Annotated in this window: 20 protein-coding genes and 5 pseudogenes; 7 read left to right on the top strand and 18 right to left on the bottom strand. The window is 42.1% G+C overall.

Annotation, left to right across the window (positions count from 1 at the left end; translation table 11 throughout):
• Nucleotides 1-40: 40 nt before the first annotated feature.
• The 3 genes and pseudogenes from DER53_RS11430 to DER53_RS11420 all read right to left on the bottom strand — a co-directional run bounded on the left by DER53_RS11430 (nucleotide 41) and on the right by DER53_RS11420 (nucleotide 1,875).
• The gene (locus DER53_RS11430; RefSeq protein ID WP_062755366.1) at nucleotides 41-1,087 is read right to left on the bottom strand and encodes an RNA-guided endonuclease InsQ/TnpB family protein; all 1,047 of its coding nucleotides are present in this window, start codon (nucleotides 1,085-1,087) and stop codon (nucleotides 41-43) included.
• Between the two features lie 9 nt (nucleotides 1,088-1,096).
• Nucleotides 1,097-1,485: pseudogene (tnpA, locus tag DER53_RS11425) on the bottom strand (IS200/IS605 family transposase); the annotation flags it as partial.
• Nucleotides 1,486-1,619: 134 nt separating this feature from the next.
• Nucleotides 1,620-1,875, bottom strand: a pseudogene (locus tag DER53_RS11420) (hypothetical protein).
• Between the two features lie 201 nt (nucleotides 1,876-2,076).
• On the opposite strand from DER53_RS11420, the gene DER53_RS11415 reads away from it, so the two are divergent.
• Nucleotides 2,077-3,201: an IS256 family transposase gene (locus tag DER53_RS11415; RefSeq protein ID WP_062755368.1), complete on the top strand. Its 1,125-nt coding sequence runs from the start codon at nucleotides 2,077-2,079 to the stop codon at nucleotides 3,199-3,201.
• Nucleotides 3,202-3,503: 302 nt separating this feature from the next.
• On the opposite strand, the gene DER53_RS11410 is transcribed toward DER53_RS11415, so the two are convergent.
• Nucleotides 3,504-5,249, bottom strand: coding sequence for a cache domain-containing protein (locus DER53_RS11410; RefSeq protein ID WP_062755370.1), 1,746 nt, complete (start codon nucleotides 5,247-5,249; stop codon nucleotides 3,504-3,506).
• A 231-nt stretch (nucleotides 5,250-5,480) separates the two neighbouring features.
• Here DER53_RS11410 and DER53_RS11405 point away from each other — a divergent pair, with 231 nt between their 5' ends.
• Entirely contained in the window at nucleotides 5,481-6,812 is a 1,332-nt protein-coding gene (locus DER53_RS11405; protein WP_062755372.1) for an APC family permease, read from the top strand.
• A 107-nt stretch (nucleotides 6,813-6,919) separates the two neighbouring features.
• Here the strand turns inward: DER53_RS11405 and DER53_RS17365 are convergent, their stop codons facing one another.
• The 3 genes from DER53_RS17365 to DER53_RS11390 all read right to left on the bottom strand — a co-directional run bounded on the left by DER53_RS17365 (nucleotide 6,920) and on the right by DER53_RS11390 (nucleotide 9,836).
• On the bottom strand, nucleotides 6,920-7,192 hold the full coding sequence (locus tag DER53_RS17365) for a hypothetical protein (RefSeq protein ID WP_221215263.1): 273 nt from the start codon (nucleotides 7,190-7,192) through the stop codon (nucleotides 6,920-6,922).
• Between the two features lie 424 nt (nucleotides 7,193-7,616).
• The gene (locus tag DER53_RS11395; protein ID WP_062755373.1) at nucleotides 7,617-9,059 is read right to left on the bottom strand and encodes an NAD-dependent malic enzyme; all 1,443 of its coding nucleotides are present in this window, start codon (nucleotides 9,057-9,059) and stop codon (nucleotides 7,617-7,619) included.
• A gap of 129 nt (nucleotides 9,060-9,188) precedes the next feature.
• Nucleotides 9,189-9,836 (bottom strand): DsbA family oxidoreductase, encoded by a 648-nt coding sequence (locus DER53_RS11390; protein ID WP_062755375.1) that lies wholly within the window; start codon nucleotides 9,834-9,836, stop codon nucleotides 9,189-9,191.
• 229 nt (nucleotides 9,837-10,065) lie between these two features.
• Between DER53_RS11390 and DER53_RS11385 the strand changes: the two genes are divergently transcribed.
• Nucleotides 10,066-10,962 carry a DMT family transporter gene (locus tag DER53_RS11385; RefSeq protein ID WP_062755377.1) on the top strand — a complete coding sequence of 299 codons (897 nt, stop codon included), beginning with the start codon at nucleotides 10,066-10,068 and terminating at the stop codon, nucleotides 10,960-10,962.
• 39 nt (nucleotides 10,963-11,001) lie between these two features.
• On the opposite strand, the gene DER53_RS11380 is transcribed toward DER53_RS11385, so the two are convergent.
• Nucleotides 11,002-11,556 (bottom strand): DJ-1/PfpI family protein, encoded by a 555-nt coding sequence (locus DER53_RS11380; RefSeq protein ID WP_015863676.1) that lies wholly within the window; start codon nucleotides 11,554-11,556, stop codon nucleotides 11,002-11,004.
• Nucleotides 11,557-11,712: 156 nt separating this feature from the next.
• Here DER53_RS11380 and DER53_RS11375 point away from each other — a divergent pair.
• Together DER53_RS11375 and DER53_RS11370 are read left to right on the top strand one after the other, a co-directional pair.
• Nucleotides 11,713-12,442: pseudogene (locus tag DER53_RS11375) on the top strand (NAD-dependent deacylase).
• Complete coding sequence (locus tag DER53_RS11370) at nucleotides 12,439-13,311, top strand: fructosamine kinase family protein (protein ID WP_062755379.1); 873 nt, start codon at nucleotides 12,439-12,441, stop codon at nucleotides 13,309-13,311. Before DER53_RS11375 ends, DER53_RS11370 begins: the two are co-directional and overlap by 4 nt.
• Nucleotides 13,312-13,459: 148 nt before the next feature.
• On the opposite strand, the gene DER53_RS17585 is transcribed toward DER53_RS11370, so the two are convergent.
• The 5 genes and pseudogenes from DER53_RS17585 to DER53_RS11345 form a co-directional block, all read right to left on the bottom strand.
• Nucleotides 13,460-13,819 carry a penicillin acylase family protein gene (locus tag DER53_RS17585; RefSeq protein WP_073968007.1) on the bottom strand — a complete coding sequence of 120 codons (360 nt, stop codon included), beginning with the start codon at nucleotides 13,817-13,819 and terminating at the stop codon, nucleotides 13,460-13,462.
• On the bottom strand, nucleotides 13,780-14,190 hold the full coding sequence (locus DER53_RS17580) for a penicillin acylase family protein (protein WP_062755383.1): 411 nt from the start codon (nucleotides 14,188-14,190) through the stop codon (nucleotides 13,780-13,782). Before DER53_RS17580 ends, DER53_RS17585 begins: the two co-directional genes overlap by 40 nt.
• A gap of 67 nt (nucleotides 14,191-14,257) precedes the next feature.
• Nucleotides 14,258-14,314 (bottom strand): annotated as a pseudogene (locus DER53_RS17830) (hypothetical protein); the annotation flags it as partial.
• A 373-nt stretch (nucleotides 14,315-14,687) separates the two neighbouring features.
• Nucleotides 14,688-16,802 (bottom strand): GDYXXLXY domain-containing protein, encoded by a 2,115-nt coding sequence (locus DER53_RS11350; protein WP_062755385.1) that lies wholly within the window; start codon nucleotides 16,800-16,802, stop codon nucleotides 14,688-14,690.
• Nucleotides 16,803-17,203: 401 nt separating this feature from the next.
• Nucleotides 17,204-17,842 (bottom strand): phosphatase PAP2 family protein, encoded by a 639-nt coding sequence (locus DER53_RS11345; RefSeq protein ID WP_062755387.1) that lies wholly within the window; start codon nucleotides 17,840-17,842, stop codon nucleotides 17,204-17,206.
• 623 nt (nucleotides 17,843-18,465) lie between these two features.
• On the opposite strand from DER53_RS11345, the gene DER53_RS11340 reads away from it, so the two are divergent.
• Both DER53_RS11340 and DER53_RS17355 read left to right on the top strand, forming a co-directional pair.
• Nucleotides 18,466-19,362, top strand: a complete 897-nt coding sequence (locus DER53_RS11340; RefSeq protein ID WP_062755389.1) for a hypothetical protein — start codon at nucleotides 18,466-18,468, stop codon at nucleotides 19,360-19,362.
• 64 nt (nucleotides 19,363-19,426) lie between these two features.
• On the top strand, nucleotides 19,427-19,852 hold the full coding sequence (locus DER53_RS17355) for a hypothetical protein (protein WP_244319564.1): 426 nt from the start codon (nucleotides 19,427-19,429) through the stop codon (nucleotides 19,850-19,852).
• A 356-nt stretch (nucleotides 19,853-20,208) separates the two neighbouring features.
• Here DER53_RS17355 and DER53_RS11330 read toward each other — a convergent pair whose 3' ends face one another.
• From DER53_RS11330 to DER53_RS17740, 5 genes and pseudogenes are all read right to left on the bottom strand, one after another.
• On the bottom strand, nucleotides 20,209-20,637 hold the full coding sequence (locus DER53_RS11330; RefSeq protein ID WP_062755391.1) for a DUF6884 domain-containing protein: 429 nt from the start codon (nucleotides 20,635-20,637) through the stop codon (nucleotides 20,209-20,211).
• A 7-nt stretch (nucleotides 20,638-20,644) separates the two neighbouring features.
• Entirely contained in the window at nucleotides 20,645-21,022 is a 378-nt protein-coding gene (locus tag DER53_RS11325; protein ID WP_015863665.1) for a hypothetical protein, read from the bottom strand.
• A 329-nt stretch (nucleotides 21,023-21,351) separates the two neighbouring features.
• The gene (locus tag DER53_RS11320) at nucleotides 21,352-22,305 is read right to left on the bottom strand and encodes a carbon-nitrogen hydrolase family protein (RefSeq protein ID WP_062755393.1); all 954 of its coding nucleotides are present in this window, start codon (nucleotides 22,303-22,305) and stop codon (nucleotides 21,352-21,354) included.
• 520 nt (nucleotides 22,306-22,825) lie between these two features.
• Nucleotides 22,826-23,245 (bottom strand): MFS transporter, encoded by a 420-nt coding sequence (locus tag DER53_RS11315; protein WP_062755395.1) that lies wholly within the window; start codon nucleotides 23,243-23,245, stop codon nucleotides 22,826-22,828.
• Nucleotides 23,246-23,314: pseudogene (locus DER53_RS17740) on the bottom strand (IMEF encapsulin system ferritin-like cargo protein); the annotation flags it as partial.
• Nucleotides 23,315-23,400 lie beyond the last annotated feature (86 nt).

Here is a 23,400-nt window from a genome sequence, read left to right as displayed (position 1 = left end):
ACGGCAGAGCCTATAGCTCCGTAGGCTGGCAGACTTTCGCTTACGCTACTCCATCTGCCACAGGTGCCTTCATTATATTCCACGCACCCACTCGATCCCGATGCGCGACGTACCCACACCTACATACATACTTGCGGTCTCTGGCTTTATTTTTTGTTCCGCATTGCGGACAATGTTGAGAGGTGTATTTCGGGTCCACATACACAACCGAAATTCCAGCTAACTTAGCTTTGTATTCAATAAACTTGGAAAGCTGATAAAAACTCCATGTATGCAAGTGCTTTTCGTTTTTACGGCTTGTTCTTGCCGTCTGACGAATGTTCGTCAGCTTTTCAAGTTTAATAACGGAAACATCTTCCTTGATGGCCATGTTGACAATCTGGCGGCTGATTTTGTGGTTGATGTCTTTCATTATGCGTTGCTCTTTATTGTTCATTTTGCGAATAGCGGACAACTTCTTGAGTTTCCCTAACTTTCTCCTTCTTTGTTGATATTTACGGCGAATGTATTTGTTTTGCCTTCCATTTCCGAAGAAACGAGTTTTTCCATTCGAAGTCACAGCTACTGCAGGAACTTTTAGTCCGAGATCAACACCCATGACCTTTTCATTTTTCTTTTTGGTCACAGGGATGCTTAACGAAACTTGTGCATACCACTTTCCTGTCTTTTCCACAATGCGCATCAGTCCAAGTTTAGCATGTTGGATCAGGTTTTTATCACGCTCTGTCACCATCGCTCGAAATCTTGTTTTTCTCGTTTTTCCATCCAACATAATCGGAAATGCGATCATTTGCTCGCCAATGGTATAGTTTTGATTATTGACGAAATATACCGGTTTTTTGAGGATGGGGCGCTTCCCTTCTTTTTTCATTTTCTTTGATACACTTTTCGCATCACGAATCGCTTGATTCAGAACAGCCGAAGGAAGATGGGCGTCCACATCTTTTGTTGTTACTTTCGGGAAAGAACCTTGTTTCTCGGCTTGTTCGGTTAAAGCATTTACGGTATGGATATATTCTCTGCTCAACTGACGAAGCAGCTCAGGGTTATCTGGAAAGAATCGAATTTTAATTGTCAATGCTTGCACCGTTTCACCCCCCCTTGTTTTTTGTTCTTCCACATATCGTTGGATGGTTTCACTTGATACATTTCCTGCGGTGCTCACAAAGAAGGAACATGTCCATAGACTAGGCAAATGAGCAAGATGGGAAATTCTTGCCCTAAAATCCGAGAAGCCTTCACTTTGGCCATGATGCCGGATGGAGAATCTGTAGGAAGGCAGTTTAAGAACAAATGGCAATGGTCTGGCATTACTGCCATGGCAAGGATGTTCCAATGATGTTCGGAACAAATCTCTTGAACAAGTTCTTTAAACTGAATTTCCACTGAACCTGTTCATATCTTTCATCGATAGCGCGGGTAGAAAACAAAGTGGTAGTGGATGAGAGAAACGGTGGTTTTTGTACGTCGGTATTCTTGTTTCATACGTTGATTGTATCAGTTTCCCCAACAAAATCCAACAAAAATGAATGATTGAAAAAATAAAGGCGTTTCATCCCACCTCTAAAGAAGTAGGCTTTCACGCCTTCTCTTCTGTAAACAATAACCCATCGCGCTATTCAATCTGCATAACAAAATTTCCCTCTCAGGCCAATCGTTCCACGAACTTTTAAGACAATCTCCTTGTGACTAGTGTGATAAACAAGCTGATCCCCTTTTTGATTGCAGTAACTCACGAGTTGCGTCCTCATCCGAAACCGTTCCAATGACAGCCACCTCTTCAATGATCTCCTGATCCCCCTGTAAACGAGACTTCAATACTTGTAATTTCACAAATTGGTTCGGATACAGTGAACGCACTTCCTGCCATTCCATCTCCATCACCTCAACTTGTTCTTTCAATTTGATTATATCACTACCAAAAAACCGAAAAAAGAATAGGTACCTATGATTCAATATGCATCACTAGCGATGATGTATAAAATTTTGTGTAAAGCATTTTGCTAGAACAAAAGAAAAAAGGTAGGGTATTCTCTGATTGAACCCAAACATTCCAGAGAAAGGAGAACCCTACCTATGTCTAAAAGTATACCGAATGTCGACTGGGCAAATCAACTGGAAAGTGTCATTCGTCAGTTTGTAAAGGAAAAATTAGAACTGATCATGCGGGAAGAAATCAAGAATTTCCTCGAAATAGAACAAGCCGGAACATCAAATATGAGAAACGGCTACTATCAACGAAATCTAGATACGCAATATGGTCGGATGGAAGGTCTTTTGGTCCCTAGAGACCGAAACGGAGAATTTCAAACCCAATTGTTCGCTCCTTACCAACGCCACACCGGCTGGCTGGAGGAAGCCATCATTAGGATGTATCAAAGTGGCATGAGTACGCGTGAAATTGGCAAGTTTATGGAACGAATTTTAGGCAATGCCTATTCTCCTGCAACGATCAGCCGTATTACCGATGTCGTGAAGGAAGACATCGAGAAATGGCACACTCGTCCACTGCACAAGCGTTATTCCGTCTTATATTTGGATGGTTTATACGTAAAACTTCGTCGCGAAACCGTGGAGAAAGAAGTCATTTATGTGGTGTTAGGGGTGAACGAAGAAGGATATCGCGAAATTCTTGATTTCTTTGTGGGAGGACAAGAAAGCGCCTATGTATGGCAGGAAATTCTTCAACACCTCTACCAAAGAGGCGTCAAGGAAGTGCTTCTGGGCGTATTTGATGGTCTTCCGGGGCTGGAGGAAGCTTTTCGGGCCGTTTATCCGAAAGCGGATGTGCAGCGTTGTGTCGTTCACAAAGTCCGCAGCACCCTAAATCGTGTTCGGAAAAAAGACCAATTCGAAATGGCGGAGGATCTGAAACTCATTTATCGTTCTCCGAATAAAGAAATCGCATTGGAGATGTTTCAACAGTTTGAATCCAAATGGTCTCACAAGTACCCAAGGGAAGTCCAATCTTGGGCCAATGAGTTGGATGTCCTCCTTACATTTATGGATGATCCAAGCAGTATTCGAAGTGTGATTTACACGACGAATGCCATCGAACGAACGATCAAAGAGATTCGGAAACGTCTAAAGCCGATGAACAGTTTGAGCAGTTTAGAAGTTGCGGAAAAAGTCGTGTATTTGACCATTCAAGATTTTAATGAGAAATGGGCAGGGCGAAAGTTAAGAGGATTTGCCGAATAGCATGAAGCCCTCGCGCGAATGTTTGAGGAACGTTATTGTTAACCAAATGTTGTAAATAAACAAAATAGGGGGATTCTCCCTTTCCACACAGGAGACTGAATATTCAGTCTCCTGTGTGGAGAAAATCAGTCCCCTATCAATTCAAATCCATTTCAGAGAAACCCTACCCCATTTACATTACACAAAATTCTTGACGGTACCGTGCCAGGTACTGTTCGCCTTATGCCCACATCAAATTTTTGTTGCGTGAATGATAATTTAAAATGATAATTTAAAAAGAGAAAAAGGACTGATCCTTTCACTCAGTCCTCCTGCTTTGAGGAAATCGGAAAAATCAAACACACGGTCGTTCCTTTTCCTTCTTCGCTATGGATCTTCATTTTGCCACCATGCGCTTCCACGATTTTAAAACTCACCATTAGCCCTAGTCCTGTCCCTTTTTCTTTGGTACTGTAGAACGGTTCACCAAGCTTGGCCATTCGCTCTTTCGGTATGCCGCAGCCTTCGTCTGTGATGCAAATGAGAATCGAATCTAGTCGTTGTTTCGCTTCGATCCGTAATATTCCACCATTTGGCATCGCTTCAATGGCGTTTTTGATGATGTTGATGAACACTTGTTTCAATTGATTTTCGTCACAATAAAGCAGCGGAAGTTGTTCATCAACGAAATATTGAACCGTCACATGATGCAATAGCGCTTGTCCTTCGAGAAGCTTCATCACATGTTGTAACATTTCCGATACGCGGCTGTATGCTTTTTTTGTTGGATGCGGCTTGCCAAGCAATAAAAACTCATCGACAATTTCGTTTAATCGCTCTAATTCCGCTTCAATTATATCGAAATACGTCTGATTGCGTTCTCCCTCTTTTAAAAGCTGAATAAACCCTTTCAGTGATGTTAATGGATTGCGGATTTCATGGGCAACCCCCGCCGCCAATTCACCGACAACCGCTAGTTTTTCCGATTTTCGCAACAGTTCTTCCGACTGTTGAATAGAATCAATCATGTAATTGAAGCGCTTTGCGAGTATACCAATTTCCGTTCGATCAGTTTCGTCTGCGCGAACATGTTTTTTTCCTTTTGCGACCGCTTCTGCCACATCACACAACCGGCGAATCGGATGGACAATTTGATGGGCATAGAGCGCTGTTAAAAGAGATAAAATGAAAAATGCAGTAATAGAAGCAAACCAAAGTGCCTTTTCAAACAACACATAAGGTTTATAAATCTCCGAAACAGGCACTTGCGCAACAACACCCCATTGTAAAATCGGAATATACGCATAGGAAGCAAGCATCGCCACTCCCTCTGTATTGACGACTTCTTCATAGCCTGATTGTCCTTGAAGCAATTTTTGTACAACGGCATTTTCAGCAACATTATCGCCGATTCTCTTTTTCGATGGATGAGAAATAATGTTCCCATTGCGATCGACGATGAACGTATAGCCATGTTCACCAATTTGAAAACTTCGAACAATGGATCGAAATAGATTATTTTGTTCAATTCGCATCGATAAGTTGACGACTCTCTCCACTTCATTCTGTTCATTTAAAACAGGAACAGAAATGACGAGTAAATAACGTCCTGTATCTGCGGAGACGACATCGCTGAAGTAAGCTTTTTTCGTTCGCAGCGCTTGTTGGAAGTATTCACGCTTACTTAAGTTATAGTTTAATAGATGCCTCAAGTCCTTAGGATAAAACCCTTTCACATATCCGTTCGAATCTAATATTGTAGCACTATCAATGTAAGGAGAAATTTTAATAATATGTTCAAGCCCTTTTGACCATTGCTTGGCATCGTTCACCCGAAAATGCGGATCGTCTTGCACGTATTGCTCAAACTTATTTAAATCCTCAGCAATTTGAACAATTTGTTCTTTCATTCGCAAAACGGTTTTATCCGTCATGTGGCGATATTGCTCTTTTGTGATTTGTGGCAAAGACATCCGAGCAATCATAAACATTAAAGCTAGCAAAGCAAAAATAACGACTAAATTAATGATATAAATTTTCCAAAAAATACGTGACCGTATCCAATTCATTTCCCTGCGACTCCCTACATCATTCGTTGTAGATTTTTCCTATACCATTTATACCATGAAAATTATGACATGTTTCATCGTGTACAAAAAACTCGTTCATGTCAAGATGTCAAGAAATGAAATTAATTCTCTATAATATTTAAATTTTTAAAAAATAATAATTTACTTACTCTTATGCTATAATGATCCTGTACTCATAGAAAAAACATTTGTCTTTTTGAGGTGAACAAAATGGAGCAGGCTGAATTAAGAAAAAGCATTGGCTTTATCGTTGCAACATCTTTAGTCATCGGCACGGTCATCGGTTCCGGCATTTTCATGAAACCAGGAGTTGTCATCGCCGCCGCTGGTGATTCGACAATGGCCCTATGGGCATGGGTCATCGGTGGCATCATTACATTAGCGAGCGGGTTAACGATCGCAGAAGTGAGCGTAAAAATTCCGAAAACCGGAGGGCTATATGCTTATGTAGAAGAGGTGTACGGAAAGTTTTGGGGCTTTTTATGCGGATGGATGCAAACGATCATCTATGGCCCAGCGGTGATCGGAGCGCTCGGATTATACTTCGGTTCCTTATTTGCAGGGGTGTTCGGTTTTTCAAAACAGACGGAAACATGGATCGGAATTTTAGCGGTTCTTTTTCTTGCGCTTATTAACATACTAGGAACACAATATGGCGGAGCTGTTCAAAGCTTGTTAACATTAGCAAAACTGCTTCCGATCTTCCTTATTATCGTGTTTGGAATGGTTCAAGGAGATGTGCCTGTGTTCGGAATGGAAAGCGAAAGCAGCCAAGCAATCAGCATGGGCGCTGCCGTATTAGCGACGCTTTGGGCGTACGACGGCTGGATGAACGTCGGGTTTGTGGCGGGCGAAATGAAAAATCCAGCGAAAACATTGCCAAAAGCCATTATTACTGGAATTGTCATTGTCATGCTCTGCTACTTAGGCGTTAATATCGCGATCCTTCACGTACTTCCTGCTAGTAAAATTGTCGAGCTTGGCCCGAACGCCGCAAAAGAAGCCGCAACGTTACTATTTGGCGATGTAGGCGGAAAAATAATTGCGATCGGCATTTTAATTTCCATTTTCGGTTGTTTAAATGGAAAAATTTTAACATTCCCACGCATGCCGTTTGCGATGGCAGAAAACGGACTGTTTCCTGGCGCTCGTTTCTTATCACGCGTTCACCCAACGTTTCACACTCCTGTTCAAGCAACCGTTTTGCAAGTAGCGATCGCTGTGGCGATGATGTTAATGACCAGCCCTGATCGCTTGACCGATATCGCCATTTTTAGTGTTTTCACATTTTACAGCTTAGCGTTTTACGCTGTATTTTTGTTGCGGAAAAATCAAAAGTCCGATCATTCGTTATATAAAGTGCCTTTATATCCTGTAACGCCTATTGTTGCGATTGTAGGAGCGATTTACATTATTGGAAGCACCGTCATCGCTCAGCCACTCGATACTTTTCTTTCTGTGTTAATCACATTATCCGGAATTCCTATTTATTGGAATCTTACAACCAAACAAAAAGATAAAATGGCGAAAAAAGCAGGTTGATGTGAACAACTACATCCTCAAAACGCGTTGTTCACCGAAACAGTATTGACAACGATCAAAAAAATGCAAACCCGCTAAACGGCGTCCGTTTAGCGGGTTTCTTTTTTTCAAACAAATGTAAATACCACCCGATCACCATGTGAATTGAGGCAGCATATTACGATAATCAGAGAAAAGCAGCTGCATAGCTCAGTTATTTTTCTCTGTTTAACATGTCCATTTTCTTGACATAACACCAACTTGTCATTTGCGCGATAAAATGCACAGATGCCGTGTTGAAATTCCTCGATCGCTTTCTTGCCCTGCACCTGATAGGATTTCAGGCAATCGATCATCGTCTCATAGGCGCTGCGTTTCACTTCTTTTTCGATCGATTCCAATAAAAACGACACCTTGATTTCCTCTCCCCCATTTATACGTTATTTAAATGGTAGCACAAGGAAAATAAGGATAAATCATGATATATTCCTGTTTTTTCAGATGACGATAGGGACTTTTTTCTTATCTATCATTCTGCCATGATAAACGTGTCAAGTTCCTTCGAAATAAGTAACCACTCAGTCATTACTAGCTAATGGATGAGAAGCAACACAAAGAAGACGGTTCCCCCTTGAAAATATTTTTCTCACATGGTTGGAGCGAACAACCATTAGTTTCTTGAGGTCAGTTTGTGAAAAAATGAGAGGGAGCATGTATTTACGTTTCAAAATACACTGGTTTTACAAAAAATGGGTTTCAGACATTCGTCTGAAACCCATTTCATTTCGTTAACAGCCTGAAATAAAGCTGTGCAAACGACAACCTTTACTTCTGTTCTCCCATATATCCCCCTAAAGGAATGTTATCTTTCCGCGCCACGCCAGTGCGATATGCCGCTTCAATAACCGCTTGTCTCACTCGTTCTACCACTTTGTTATTAAACACGCTCGGAATAATATATGTTTCGCTTAACTCGTCATCGGTTACAACGGAAGCGATCGCTTTCGCTGCGGCGAGTTTCATTTCTTCGTTAATTTCTTTTGCGCGGCAATCGAGCGCACCGCGGAAAATGCCTGGGAAGCAAAGAACGTTGTTAATTTGGTTCGGATAATCGGAACGGCCTGTCGCCATCACGCGAACGTATGGCTCCGCCAGTTCTGGATCGATTTCCGGCACTGGATTGGCCATTGCAAAGACGATTGGATCTTTCGCCATTTTTTTCACATCATCGACTTTTAAAATGCCTGGAGCGGAAACGCCGATAAATACGTCCGCACCCGCGATAACCTCGGATAAACTGCCTTTTTCGTTATCTGGATTGGTGATTTGCGCATATTCTTGCCAATACGGGTTATCGTACTTCTCGTCGCGATGAATGGCACCGTGACGGTCTACACCGATAATATTGCGCACACCGGCTGCCAGCAAAATTTTCGTACAAGCAATTCCAGCGGCGCCGATTCCCGTTACGACAACTTTAATGTCCTCTAGTTTTTTGCCGACAATTTTTAATGCATTTAATAGCCCCGCAAGCAGCACCACTGCTGTTCCGTGTTGGTCATCATGAAATACAGGGATGTCCAGCTCTTCTTTTAACCGTCTTTCTATTTCAAAGCAATGCGGCGCCGAAATATCTTCCAAGTTAATGCCGCCAAACGCTGGCGCAATCGCTTTCACAATTTGAATAATTTCTTCTGTATCTTTTGTATCTAAGCAGATTGGGAAGGCATCGACGCCCGCAAATTGCTTAAACAACATCGCTTTTCCTTCCATCACTGGCATCGCCGCGTAAGGTCCGATATTGCCAAGCCCAAGCACCGCTGTACCATCGGAAATGACCGCCACCGTATTGCGCTTAATCGTTAAGGAATATGCTTTTTTTGGGTCTTCCGCAATGGCTTTACATACTCGCGCTACCCCTGGCGTATAAACCCGTGATAAGTCATCACGCGTCTTTATCGGAATTTTCGAGTTCGTTTCGATTTTTCCACCGATATGCATCCAAAACGTACGATCTGATACGTGAATAATTTTAACGCCCTGAATTTTTTTCAGCGCTGCAATAATTAAATCGCATTGTTTTGTATCTAACGCACTGACGGTGATATCACGCACGGTATGTACTTTGCTAGATGAAATAACATCAATCCCGACGATATCTCCCCCTGCTTTTCCGATCGCAGCGGCGATATCGCTGAATGAGACATGATCTTTTTCATATTGAAGACGAATCGTGATGTTCATCGTTGCGCCACTTGGTAATGCCATTACACTCTACCTTTCTTTTACATTTTTATCCATATAAAAAACTCCCACGGTTCACATGTTATATCAATATAGGGAAAAAGACAACCCTTATCTTATCGAAAAAAAAACGATACACATCCATCATTGACATTAACATCCGTCTATTCCACAAGCCATTCCTTCCCCAAAATCACGAAATGATTGTTTTTTCATTTCTTCTTCAATAATCTTTTCTAACGTTTCTTTCGAACGGACACCGGTAAGAACCGTATCCCCAATGACAAACGTCGGAACAGCGGTGATGTTCGCTTCTTCATACGCATGCTTGAGTGCGCGTTGGTGCGCTTCTTTGTATTTGCGCGTCTCAAGAGCTTGGCGAAACTCTTTTTCATCGAGTCCTACTTCCCCTGCCAGCTTTGTTAACACATCGATATCGCCAATGTCCTGCTCTTCTTGGAAAAAGGCGGTAAACATACGGTGATTGTATTCATTTGCTTTTCCCTTTTCTTTTGCATGCTGATATCCTTCGAAAGCAAGGTGAGTGTACGGCTGTGGCGATACTCTCGGAAGTACGATCGGAATTCCCATCTGTTTCGCCATAGGATATACATACTGTTCCCATGTTTTTTGTAGATAGTCTCCTTCCGGACGAAGCGTTTCATTTGGGTATGGACGCAATTCGAACGGCATCCACTCAATTTGCACGTCTTTTCCCGCAGCTGCTTCTTGTAGCGGTTTTTCCGCTAAAAAACAGAATGGACATACATAATCTGAATATACTTTTATCGTTAATGTCACCGTTATCACTTCCTTTACTAATACTAAGGTGCTAATGGTATTTATCATATTATCACAATTCATAAAAAATCTCATATTACACACATCATACCGAGAAAACTCCCATTCACTAAATGCAGAAAAGATAAAACAACATTCAAAAAAGAAGCAACATGCAGGATATCAAACACGTCATGAAGTAAATGTAGTAAAATAAGGAATATCAAAAGACGAGACAGGAGAGAAATGAATGAGAGAGAAAATCTTTTTAGTGTTAGCCAACTTATTTTGGGCAGGTAATTATCTATTTGGAAAATATGTCATCGCAGAAATTAGCCCTCTATGGCTTACATTCATCCGCTGGAGTGTTGCGTTTTTATTTCTTCTTCCCATCTCCTATTTTTTGGAACGACCGCGCTATGGAGAAATCATGAAGCAATTTTGGCTGCCATTAAGCATCGCCGGTATTCTTGGCATTATTGGCTATAACCTGCTTCTTTACGGAGCATTGGAATATACCTCACCGATGAATGCGGCGATTGTCAACGCATTGAACCCGGCGATTATCGTGATTATGTCGTATTTTCTTTTAAAAGAACGGATGACATTTATCAATGTGATCGGTTTTGTCATTTCGCTAGTCGGCGTATTGTTTATTTTAACAAACGGACATCTGCAGTGGATTTTCCAAACGAGCTATAACCGCGGTGATTTAATGATGCTCATCGCTGGTGTAGTGTGGGCGCTTTATTCGATTATCGGAAAAAAATTAGCCGTTCCCCCGATTACTGCGACTACTTGTTCCGTATTTTTCAGCATTGTTTTGTTATTTCCGTTTCTTTTCTTACAGCCGATTCCGCTCGCCGAGTTAAGCGGGAAAGGATGGATTGGCATCAGCTATATTTGTTTGTTTCCATCCGTTTTTTCGTTCTTATTTTGGAACATGTCTGTCAAAAAGGTTGGACCAAGCTACGCAGGCATTTATTTGAACTTAATCGCCGTATTTACAGCGTTGTTCACATTTTTATTAGGGGGAAAAATTTCCGCGTCACAACTGATTGGCGGTGCATTTGTGTTGATTGGGGTATACTTGGCAACAAACGCCCGAAAAGCAGAAGCAGCCCAGGCGAAAGACGCGGCCATATAAACATTAATCCCCTCAAGCTGCCTTGAGGGGATTTGATCATTATTTTTGAAGCAAACGAATAAATTCACGCATGAAGACAGGCAAGTCCGGCCAAGCATGTGCAGAAACGAGGTTTTGGTCGACATGTGTTGTGCTGTCAGATACATACGTTGCCCCAAGTGCTTCCACACCTGGTTTGCAAGCGATGTATGCAGTTAAGCTGCGTCCTTTCAACAAATCTGGCATCGTTTCGAAAATAAGGGACGCATGGCAAATCGCAGCGATCGGTTTATTCGCTTCAAAGAAATGTCTAACAATGCGTTGAAGATCGGCGTCAAGACGAATATATTCTGGCGCGCGTCCACCTGGAATAACGATTCCATCATATTGCGTTGGGTCGATATCGGCAAATGCCGCGTGCGCCTCAATAAGATACGCTTGTTTTTCTTCATATGTATCCCAGCCAGTAAAGTCATGCACAACCGTCTGTAATTTCTTTTTCTTCGGCGCGGCAATCGTTACATCATATCCTTCTTCTAGTAAACGATAATATGGGTAATATACTTCTAGCGCTTCTACCGCATCTCCGGTTACAATCAATACTTTTTTGCTCATGATCATGCCTCCTTATCTATTTTTACTTACACTTTTATCATACCGAAAGATGGAAAAAATTAAAAGAAAAATGCTTGTCAAATTAGGATAATAGGGAAAATCGGCCTCATCATGTAAAATAGAAATAACGAGTTTTCTGTAAAGGAGAGGAATAACATGATTGCTTCATGGTTATCGTCATCCCGTTACGCCGTAGTCTTGACAGGAGCGGGCATGTCTACGGAAAGCGGACTCCCTGACTTCCGTTCGGCTAAGACGGGTTTATGGAATCGCTTTAATCCGCAACAATTAGCAAGCACCTACGCTCTTGAACATCATCGCGAAGCATTTATCGAATTTTATCAATACCGCATCCGCACCCTCCGATCGTGTAAACCGCACGAAGGACATGCCATTTTAGCCGACTGGGAACGGAGTGGGCTGATTAAACAAATCATTACGCAAAATGTAGACGGCTTTCACCAGCAAGCAGGAAGCCAGCGCGTCATTGAACTGCACGGCTCGCTTCGGACGGTCCACTGTCAGCGATGTGGAAACACATTAGACAGCGAAGTATATTTGCATAACCAATTCGAGTGCGACTGCGGCGGTTTTTTTGCGTCCTTCTGTTGTCCTATTTGGAGAAATGCTTCCAGAAGACGCCATTGAACAAGCATGGCAGGCAGCGCAAAAAGCCGATTTATTGATCGTCCTCGGTTCTTCGCTTCAAGTATCGCCCGCTAATCAGCTGCCGCTTGTTGCCAAACGAAACGGTGCGAAAGTCGTTATTGTAAACTGGGAGCCGACGGAATTCGATGATATTGCGGATATCGTCATTCATGAGCGGAAAATCGGCGACGTCCTTCGCGACATTGAGCGTGAGTGGAAAGTGGGGAATGATTCATGAAAACGGAAACGATCATCGCAGAAGCGCTTCAACACATCGGCGATTCATCGGCCATCTTGCAATACAAACGGGTATACGGCGGAGATATTAACGAGGCGTTTTTCGTCCAAAGCGAGCGGCAGCCGTACTTTGTGAAAATCCGCCATTCCCTTCCGCCTCGCTTTTTCCAATGCGAAGCGACGGGGCTTGAGACGCTTCGCAAGGCGAATGCCATCAACGTTCCTTCTGTTTATGGCGTCAAAGAAACAAATGACTATGGCTTTCTTATTCTTGAATGGGTTGAAGGAGAAGAAACAAGCAAGACCGCGGAACAACTCGGCTATGCCGTCGCACGTCTTCATCAATGTTACGGTCCTTCGTTTGGGTTTGTGGAAGACAACTATATTGGGCTATTGCCCCAAAAAAACGGATGGTATGAAAACTGGGTCGACTATTACCGGGAATGCCGCCTGCTTCCGCAAATCGAACTTGCCGAACAAAAGGGGCAAATGCCAGCGCGCAGAAGAAACAAGCTGGAGAAGCTCCTTGCTTCTCTTGAACGATGGCTTCCTGAAACGTGCTCCCCATCTTTACTGCACGGCGATCTTTGGGGCGGAAACTGGATCGTTGGCGCAAACGGCGTTCCGTATTTGATTGATCCCGCTGTATTTTACGGACACTATGAATTTGAAATCGCCTTTACCGAACTATTCGGCGGATTCCCTAGCCGCTTTTATGAGGCATATAACGAACTCATGCCGCTTTCTTCCGATTATCACGAACGAAAACAATTATATCAGCTTTTCTATTTGCTTGTGCATTTGAACTTATTCGGGGAAACATACGGGAGTGCGGTCGATCGTGTGCTGCGAAGGTATGTCGGAGAATAATAGAAAATATAAACACCCTTCCCCTGCTTTTAAGGAGAAGGGAAAGGGTGTTTATCTCCAATCTGTTATTTCACTTCCACCACCACATAATCCCAAAATGTATCCCCAATGTAGACAAGCAACGCCCATTTTCCTCGTTCGCCAAGCATCATATTCGACGGTCATCGATTTGATCATGATACCAGCGGCTGCTGAAATGCCCCGCCTGACCAGGCCCGATGATATGGTAGCCATGCTTGATATCGTTTATATCGATGACAAACCGCCAGGAAGCGCCATGGTTGACAATGCCTTTGTCCGTGAAGCTCGCTGCCTGCACCGTTGCTTGGTTGCCGCCGACAGAAACCGACTTTTCCCGATTGAAGAAAAATTGTAGCAACGAGGAGGAACTTGACATCGGATGGGCAAAGTAAAGTTGATGATAGTCTCCCCACTTCCACTTCGACGGGTCAGCCCCGTATTTTTCCGTCAACTGGTCGGTGACATGATGCAGCGCTGTCGCAAGCACACGGGCAAATCCGCCGTTTTCCGCAAACCATGGGGCGAGACATCTCCTTTCGCCGCCCGCCGCAACAATTCGTCAACCACGATCTGTTTTTCTTCAAACAGCTTATCCACTTGCGGCGGAATATCTTTACGGAACAAAACTTTCGGAATTTCTTTCATCCACAGATGGAAAATCAGTGGGGCGGCATCGTCTTTGCGATCGACATAATCCCAATTTCGCAGCTCATCAAGCGCCTTTCGCTCAATTTTGGAAAGCGGTTTGCCAGCCACCGCTTGCACCAATACCGGCACAAATTCTTTCGCCCATAAGTTGGTTTGATCCATTTGCAGCTTTTTCATGTCTTCGATCGTGAAGATTATTTTTGCTTTCAAGCACTTGCGCAATCCGCATATAACGGTATGGCTGCGCCCAGTGGTGGCTGATATGGTATGGATAGTGATTTCCTATCACCTTGTTGTTCGCCGTGGCGATAAATCCTTCTTTTGGATTTACCACGCGCGGGAGCCTGTCAAACAGGTGGGGGCGAAGAAATGATGACTGATCCTAACATTACAGATGACAAAACGATGGAAATAGACCGATTGCTCATCAGCAGCCTCCTTTTCATCAAAATAATAGAAAAAACGTATTTCTCCTGGTGCATTTTCTTGGGGCAAAAAATGTTGAAGCAGAGATATTGGAAGGGTTTTCATTTCTTATAGAATAGCAATTTATGGTATAGTTGTATATACCACTTTACTCCTGATTTGATTAGGACATTTTCCCTAAGTTTTCCTTTCTATGAAAAAGAAAAAGCTAATTCGAAGAACAGTTCCTTTTTCGAATTAGCTTTACCAAACATATTCCCTTTCATGAGGAAATGGTTCCCTCATTCACTGCTGATCTTTTCGAGCAGCGCATCTCCGTCCTCACTAACGCGCACATAGGCAAAGCGGGCCTTCTCCTGCCATTTTGTCCCTTTTCCTTCCGGAACAAAATACGATTCAATTCCATACACGACCGTATTGCCGTAAAACGTTCCATTGAGGATTACATCGCCATCTTGCGGAACATACTCCTCTTGTTGCTGCCCGTTTATCGCATAAATATCCGCAAAGCGATGCACGCCGTCTTGATCCTTTCGCAGCACTACTTGTACTTTGCCGCTCCCGTCTAAAGACCGAATCGTCGAAATATCATAAAATAACCGTATATAATCTCCCTGTAAAAACGAACGGGGATCAACCGGCTGCAATTCCAGCTTCACTACTTCTCCATTTCGCAAATGCTGCTCCTTATCCCAAACCATGTACCCGGCAAACACGGCCTGCACTACCATAATCGCTAATAACGGCGCCCATTTCCGATACAGTCCTTGTGCAGGACTAACAGGCAGCAGCCCTTTTCGTTTTTCCAATACCGCGGTTCCAATGAAAAACAAAAGCCCTGCAATAATCAAACTAATCGACTTGTCAAGCAAGTTCCAGGCAAATTCATAATACTTGAGCACGAGATACAGCCAAAAATATGCCCAGGCAACAAGCTGCTCATATCGTTCGTTTTGGAAAAGCGGCGCAAAAAGAAAAGTGAAAATGACAGCGATAAACAAAATGTTGATAGCCACATACCAAGCACCCGCTGCGAAGACATCCATGCTTGTTAAGAGGAGAAGTGCGCCCATTCCTAAAACGAGCGGCAAGAAAAGGGGTTCTTTCCTGCGCCTGCCCAGCCAATATAGACACCCGTTCAATGCGGCAACACCAAGCAGCACAAGACGCTCCTCATTCGTTACTTGATCGAGAATCACGGCCGAATATAGCGACACGGCCATGTTTGTCAATGCGCGGATGCCACCATCAGCCGACTGCACATAGCAAATAAAAAGTGTAGCCGTATAAACTGTAAGCAGCACAAGCGAGATTTTCCACGTTGTCATCAAACCAAGACCATATCCGACGGCAAGCAATGTATAGCGCACAGTCGGATTCCAGCGCCTCCCCAAAAACGCGGGTGCGACAAATCCCATGACCGATATTGCAAACAATACATACATCGAAAGCGACTCCATCCATATCATCAACAGCCCCATGACGCTCGCAGCCGCAATCAGCGAAGCGACAAACGTGACAATAGACTGGAAAATGATAAGAAAAATCCTTCCTTTTGTGCTCTCGCTCGAAATATGCTTTACCCGTTTTAATAAAAACACACTTCCATATACAATGACTGCCGCAAGCACAAGCCCGCCAAGCAAAAACCCCTCTTCAAAATGCTCGCCAATCACGCGGAAATATTGCGCAATCAGAAACGCCCCCGCAAATAAACTCGTTAGCAACACATACGACCGTCTTTTCGCCACGGCGAAAAAGTAATAAAAGAACCCTATAAACAACAGAGCATACACATACGGCCACCACGCGTCACGGCCATATAAAAATCCCGTCACATCCGTCACAAACAGCCAGCCGTGCATCGCCGCATACGCAAGATAAGCAACAATGGAAGAGCGGCTAAAAATCCATACAATGCCATTGATGACAGCAAACATCACAAGCAGAAAAAACGACTGCCATTCGCTCCACTCAATCCTGTATGAAGACGGAAAATAATAAAACCAACATGCCAGCTCCAGCAGCACGACACTGATGACCGAAAATACTTCATACTTCGTGATCCATGCAAACACAACCGTTGGAACGAGCCAAATGATAAACAGCCAATAGCTGTCGGCATGGGAGTTATAAATCTGCCCGATCAAGGCGAGTGTAATGCCAAACGCCAACGTCCCGCAGACGAACAGCCATCTGCCTAAAAAATCATGACGTTTCATGACATAAGCAAAAACAGCGCTCGACCCGTAAAATAATCCCATTAAGCCGATGCTTAATACTGCCTTTGCTAAACGATCCATACCTTGCCAATTAGACGCAAAAAAATAAATAACGCCAGCCAATATCAACGCTATACCTAATAAATAGCCTGTTCTTACTAAACGTATTGCCATCCTTTCATCCCCTTAAAAAACGAATCATATACCTCCATTTTCACCACACTTTATGCGGGAGAAAAAAGTCTAGACGGAAAACGACTAGACTTTTTATCCTCCATACCAATCGGGGAAATTCTTTCGCGAAGAAAAAACAGCATAAGGAAATTTTATAGTGAAAGATGGTTTCTGATGTAGTACTCTTTGCTTTCCATTTTACCATACAGAAACCAAGCTTCCTAAACAAAAATATACGTTTCTCACAACACTACGCCCCCCCTGCTTGCCTACTCATGCCGACGAAACGAGGCTTGATCGCTTTCCTCCTCCATCTGCCCTCGGCTTCGAGATGAGGGCTTCTTGATTAACCTTCCATTCACAAACGTGAACAACGGAAATCCATGGCTTTCGTTGTCGAATCAATGTTGCCCATCCTTTGAATGCTCCCTTTGCTTCGCACGGATCCATTCCACTACAAAAAATTGGTAAACGGAAATGCAAGCGAAGAGATAAGCAATCCCTAACAAAAGCCCTGCCAAAACGTCAGACGGGTAGTGAACTTGAAGGCTTAAGCGGCTAAGCCCTGTCAATAGCGCAAGAAGGCCGAAAATGGAAAAAATTGCCCACCGTTGTGACGCTTTCTTTACTTCTTTGTTTAGAAAATACGCAATCAACAATAAATAAATGCTGCCGACCATCGCGTGGCCGCTCGGAAAGCTAAATCCGTGCACCCCTTGCGCAAACGGCGGCCGCTCCCGCCCGACAAGTTCCTTTATGAACGTGTTCAGCCCGTAACCGCCGCCGACAGCAACCAACATAAGCGCCATGCCGTAATAATCGCGCTTGCGAAGCCATAAAAACAACACGAGAATAATGCTAAAAATGCCGATAGTATAATTGTTTCCTAATACAGTAAAGTGGTCAAGCCAGTTCCACGAATCAAACATTTGCAGCAGCCGCTCATCCATCGCATTGGTTGCTTCCGATTCCACCGCGGCCCATATGGCAAGAAACAGAAGAAAACTAAGTGCAGATACAGATAGAAGACATTTGTTCATATTCGTGCTCCTTGCTTTTATTTTTTATCTAAATTATAACCCAACTTTAGTCATTTGTTAGATAAAATCTTGTAATCATATAAGACAGCTTAAAAACCTTTTATGATACAACATTAGCAATTGTCCTTAGGCTGCTCCTGACCGTCTCACACCACCGTACGTACCGTTTAGTATACGTCTGCTTGATTTACTCGGCATCACTTTCGATAAAAAGAGCTTTGTTTTGTTGAATAATACCTGGCCTCCTATGAAGTTCATATTCCTCAGTTTCCTCAGTCCGAAAGTTTGCCGCCCGCTCCCTTCCGATTCCATTTCGCCACGAACACCCTTGCGCTAGATTAGCAGCTGCTTCTGCCTTCACGGCTCGGGACCATCCTCCTATAGAATATCTCCCCCATACCGGACACACAAAATCTCCCCACCCAAGCGCGTTTCTTTTATAAATACAGGCTGATTGAACAGATTTTTCAAAATTCAAATAAGTATTTTTTTATCATATTTTTATGAAGAAAATGATTCAAAATCCTTAATTTTCCTGTTTCATATTTCTTGGAAAACAAACGCTGTGTAAAATATATAATGAATTCCATATTTTCTATAAACAGTAGTTATTTTGAAGGAAGATGAATGAATATGGAGATTCCACTTTTGTGGGCGCCGTCGCTGACTGGCTGGATTCCCTTGGCAAATTCAACGGCGGGCTTACTGTTGCAAAAGGATTACTTGCAGTTCACGTTCTCGGTACCGGTTTATTAACTTTAGCGAAAGATGCGAAAGGAAATTTTATTATCAAATCATCGCCAGCGTGGGTAAAAGGAGCAAATAAAAAATACGAATCAAAGCTTGCAGAAAGAATCTATCAATTATTAGAAAAAGGAGATAAAAACTCTAGCAATATCATTAAAAGAGCTTTAGCAAAATATCACAATACTCCAAGCGGTGTTTTACGTGAGCTTATCGGTTTGCATGGGAAAACAAATAGAATCAGTTTTGGGAAAATCGTAGAACAACATCATAAAATACTGGCCTTTGATAAAAATTTAATAAAGCAATATTTTGATAAAAATTTAATAAAGCAATATAAAGTTCAAATAGACGTTAGCAAAACAGCCACACAATTTAAAATTCCGTATATAGCTGTCTTTTTCTCAGTTATTACAAACAGTGGCGAATTTTTTAGTGACACGAATCAAAACAAGTCTATGTTCGAAAAGACTGGAAGGTTTATAGCAGGATTAGGGCTTGACGCAGGTGTCGCAGCATTAACGTCTACTGGGGCACTGATAGGATCAATGGTCGCTCCTGGTGTAGGAACTTTTATCGGCGGTGCTATCGGCGCAACGGTCGGCTTTGTTGGCTCGTTGTTTGTTGAAGATACTGTAAAAGACTGGGGAGAAACAGCTGGTCGATGGGTTGAAGAGCGTGTTGAAGATACTGAAGAGTTTTGGGATAGTGCAAACGAAGCAATATCTAATTCATTTTCAAATGCAAAAAAATTTATTGTAGACTTTTTCAATTAAGGACAGAAAGCTAGTCATAACTGTCAAATAGATGATAATTAATAACAAAAAGGAGATATATACCATGAGAAATGGACTTCCACATTCTCAAGCCAAACAACAATCAAACTCACCAGTAAATAAAGAAACGGAAATATTTTCGTTGAAAAGAGGCATTCGCTTCTTTTTGCAAAGTCACCTTTTTCTCTTATTCATTATATTTCTATTTCTAATCAACAAAAATCAGTGGACAAATAATGCATTTGTAACCTTTTCCACGTTTTTCTCTGGTTTTGAACTTTTCTTTATTTTACTGTTTCTTCCCTCTTGCTTTGTCCCTAACCTACCAACACTGAGCATACATCGCATCATTCAGGCTATAACAAAAAAACGGGAAAGAAATGAATGGGTGGGGATGGCTATTGCATTTATCATTTTTACCCTAGTTTCTTTAATTTTTCTCCCAGCCAACATTCCTTACCCTAGTACACTTATGTACAATTTTGGCTAGCATCTAATATAATGTTCGCATTAATATCTGTCCTTTTCCAACGTCTTGTCTTTTTTTATTATGATGCAGCTGTCAAAGCTAAACCAAAAAGTGTATTAGATTATTTTTATAAGTATTGTGGATTATTTATGCTTGGTTTTTGTTATTATATTCAACAAATTTTATCCCGTATGCCATTATTGCTGAACAAACTGTTTGCTATTTTATTTCTTCTCATCGTAGTATGGCAATTTTTTATGGTTGTTGGTATCTTTAACTGAAATATATCCAATTAGTTTTACCCCATAATCGTTGTATTTTGACAATGAGCCTCTTTAGGAAAGGAAAAACGAACACAAAAGAAACGATCCGCTTATCTACGAATGAATTTCATTTAGCGCTTTATTATAAAACTCGAGTTGTTCGCCGATTTTCATGCCTTGCAACGGTACCCGGCATCTTATTCCTTGACTTTCAAGCATTGGAATGAGATAATGCCGATATTTTTTACCGGCGAAAAAATCGACTTCTGTTGGATGGATCGCTTTTAGTTGTTGAAATACTTTCTCTGACCACGCTATTATTTCTGGCGCTTTCATTTGATTGAGCGTCACATCATAGGGATCAATGACCATGTCCTTTGGAAGCAATCCATATTTAGCGGAAAGAATAAACCAATCGTCATATCCTTTTTTCTCGACAAATGCTACCGCTTTGGTAAATAAAGAAGATGGTTCATACATTTCCTTTGCCGCACAAGGATAACTTCTCTTTTTTTTCGTACAACTAATTAGTGCGATTTTCATCTTTACTTCATCCCCCTTCTCTTTTTAATACATGGATAACCGCATTACTGCGGACTTTCTTTCCATATTGCTCAAGCAATTTTTCCAGCTCGCTCATCAATTCTTGGCTGCGAATAGATTCTTTTGGAAGCTTCACAAACCATTGCTTCAACACTTTTTCCGTATCTATTCCTGTTTTTCCTTTTCCTCTTGCATATTTGACGGTATTCATATCTTTATATCCTATATATTTGCTTGGACCGAAAGCTTGCAAATCAGAAATGTAATACCAATGTTTGAATTGTGTTAGTTGTTGAACAATATCTGTTTCATTTTGCAAATCTTTATTAAACTGTTTTACATTTTCTAGTACCTCTTCTAATGATGAAACTAATACGGCTTCCATAGATTTCAATCCTTTCTTCATGTATTATTCTATCAGCATTTTCTATTTAAATATTGTCGAATCATGTCACAAAGATGAAAAATTCCATATTTAGATTTCTTCCGAACTGTTAATTGCTTCATTGAATCCACGCTAGAGAACGCGCGTGAGTAGAACCAGCAATTAATAAGAAACTGTACTAGAGCATATTCTCTACAGACAAATAAAAAAGAGACACGAACCTAATTCCTTGGTTAGAATAGATGTGTCGCCATACCATTCCACAAGGAGGTTCATGCCTCACGAATAGACTACCACTTCACCAAAAATTACAGTTGCGAAATGTAAGATTATACCCATTTTACACTATCTTTCTTCTCTTCATTCACTAAAAGCTGAAATACATCTGGCCTGGAGTAATGCCCTACTACATCAAAATCAAATTGACTATAGGCGATGTCACGCAAATCCAAATCGGCTATAAGAATGTCTTCTTTGCCATAGACAGGCTCCTTAATATAGTTTCCTAATGGACCTACAATGGCGCTTCCTCCAACGCACATCTCGTGAGGAGATGAGGCCAATTCTTCATAGCAGGCTAAATCAGTCGGGTACATATCCTTCGTGACATACTGATTGCAGGACAGTACAAAACATCTTCCTTCCGCTGCAATATGACGAATCGTAGACTGCCAGAGCTCTCTAGCATCTGCCGTTGGAGCAATATAAATTTGAACCCCTTTGGCATACATCGCTACTCTCGCTAATGGCATATAGTTCTCCCAACAAATCAACGCCCCTATCCTTCCGTATGGGGTATCGAAAACAGGCAACGTGCTTCCATCCCCCTCCCCCCAAATGATTCGTTCTGAGGCTGTAGGTTTTAGCTTTCGATGTTTTCCAAGCAAAGTGCCGTCTGGTCCAAAAAATAAAACACTGCAGTAAAGAGTGCCTCTACTAAACTCATTGTCTCTTTCCACTACACCGATAACGAGATAGGCTCCCGCCTTACGGGCTGCTTCTCCTAATAGTTCTGTTGTTTCGCTTGGTACGGCTACCGAGTTTTCCCAGTAACGAAGCCAGTCTTTTCGTCCTTCTGGTGAACGGCTTCCGACCGTCGTTCCAAAAGTAAGCCCTCTTGGATAAGCTGGAATGAAAGCTTCCGGAAATACGATGATATTTGCGCCTTTTTCTGCAGCTTGTTGCGTTAGCGAAATCGCTTTTTCTGTACTTGCTTCTCGATCCATAATCACGGAAGCGGCTTGCACAACAGCTACACGCACGTTAGATGATTGGTTGGTCATTTGAAACTCCCCTTTATTTCCTAGTTTTTAATTATAAAATTTTCTTGTTAACTATTGACTTATGTATGGGTCAAAGCGCTTGCAAGCGCTATGCTTCCAACTATATCAAATAGAAATAGAAACCGGACTCCTTCCTCGTACTTTTTTCTGAACACTAGCCAATTCATATTTATGCTTTGACAAAAATAATTTTTATTTTTTTAATATTTATATAATTATTTTAGCTAATTTTGAAAGAAAATACTACTAAATAGCGTATGAAAAACAGTAGAAAAGAAAATACTTCTGCCTTGTTTTTCTCCACCTTTGTAATAACGTGCCTTCAGTCTAGGTTTAGGCATCCATACCAAATGTCCATCCGAATCCACAATGTAAAAAAGCAAAAACGCCGCTTCTCCTTGTTAAGAGAGCACGGCGTTTTTGCGTGAAAGAAGTTATCTCCTAAGCCATTAATTTTGTAGCCTCAACCTGCCCCTATGCAGATAAAGAACAAAATGATCTGTTCGATTTTCGCGGCTCGTCAGCTTTTAACAATATTCACGCTTTCATCGTAGCGCGAGGCGGCCGCTTTTGTTGTATCAGGCACAAACACGCTTAGTACCAAAGAGAGAGCAAGCCCCGCCATCATGAACCCGCCAAATATCCACGGCGATGGGCCGAATTTTTTCGCCATTGAAGTCCAAATCGTAGGTCCAAAACCAACAATGGCCGCGGCAAACTGATAACCAACCGATAACCCAGTATAACGGACTTTGGTTGGAAACAGCTCAGAGAATAATGTCCCTTGTGTGGAAAAAACAGCCGCCCAGATGATTCCGAGCATGACCGCCTGCATGAAATACAGCCAGCCTGTCCCTTTTCCGAACAGTGCAAAATAAAGAGAAGACTTGTTTTGAACTTGCGCTTGCAGTTTCGGCAATAGCGCCTTCAAACGGTCCAAACGATGCTCTTCCTCTTCGTAAATATGGTGCCAATAAAGACGTTCATGGGCATCTTTTGCTTGTTCAATAGTAGGTTCTAAAATGTTCTTAAACTTAATGAGCGCATCCTTTGATCGAAGTAAATTTCTAGAATCTCCTTTAAATTTTCAAGCAA

It is taken from the genome of Parageobacillus toebii NBRC 107807 (assembly GCF_003688615.2).
Classification (GTDB): domain Bacteria; phylum Bacillota; class Bacilli; order Bacillales; family Anoxybacillaceae; genus Parageobacillus_B; species Parageobacillus_B toebii.
Note: the sequence above shows the minus strand (reverse complement) of the source record. Positions and strands in the feature narration are given on the sequence as shown.

Bases quoted from the DNA above. Each gene is read 5' to 3' on its own strand.
- DER53_RS11415 (WP_062755368.1), top strand. From the start codon at position 2,077: ATGTCTAAAAGTATACCGAATGTCGACTGGGCAAATCAACTGGAAAGT.
- DER53_RS11410 (WP_062755370.1), bottom strand. From the start codon at position 5,249: ATGAATTGGATACGGTCACGTATTTTTTGGAAAATTTATATCATTAAT.
- DER53_RS11405 (WP_062755372.1), top strand. From the start codon at position 5,481: ATGGAGCAGGCTGAATTAAGAAAAAGCATTGGCTTTATCGTTGCAACA.
- DER53_RS11395 (WP_062755373.1), bottom strand. From the start codon at position 9,059: ATGGCATTACCAAGTGGCGCAACGATGAACATCACGATTCGTCTTCAA.
- DER53_RS11385 (WP_062755377.1), top strand. From the start codon at position 10,066: ATGAGAGAGAAAATCTTTTTAGTGTTAGCCAACTTATTTTGGGCAGGT.
- DER53_RS11380 (WP_015863676.1), bottom strand. From the start codon at position 11,556: ATGAGCAAAAAAGTATTGATTGTAACCGGAGATGCGGTAGAAGCGCTA.
- DER53_RS11370 (WP_062755379.1), top strand. From the start codon at position 12,439: ATGAAAACGGAAACGATCATCGCAGAAGCGCTTCAACACATCGGCGAT.
- DER53_RS11350 (WP_062755385.1), bottom strand. From the start codon at position 16,802: ATGGCAATACGTTTAGTAAGAACAGGCTATTTATTAGGTATAGCGTTG.
- DER53_RS11345 (WP_062755387.1), bottom strand. From the start codon at position 17,842: ATGAACAAATGTCTTCTATCTGTATCTGCACTTAGTTTTCTTCTGTTT.
- DER53_RS11340 (WP_062755389.1), top strand. From the start codon at position 18,466: ATGAATGAATATGGAGATTCCACTTTTGTGGGCGCCGTCGCTGACTGG.
- DER53_RS17355 (WP_244319564.1), top strand. From the start codon at position 19,427: ATGAGAAATGGACTTCCACATTCTCAAGCCAAACAACAATCAAACTCA.
- DER53_RS11330 (WP_062755391.1), bottom strand. From the start codon at position 20,637: ATGAAAATCGCACTAATTAGTTGTACGAAAAAAAAGAGAAGTTATCCT.
- DER53_RS11325 (WP_015863665.1), bottom strand. From the start codon at position 21,022: ATGGAAGCCGTATTAGTTTCATCATTAGAAGAGGTACTAGAAAATGTA.
- DER53_RS11320 (WP_062755393.1), bottom strand. From the start codon at position 22,305: ATGACCAACCAATCATCTAACGTGCGTGTAGCTGTTGTGCAAGCCGCT.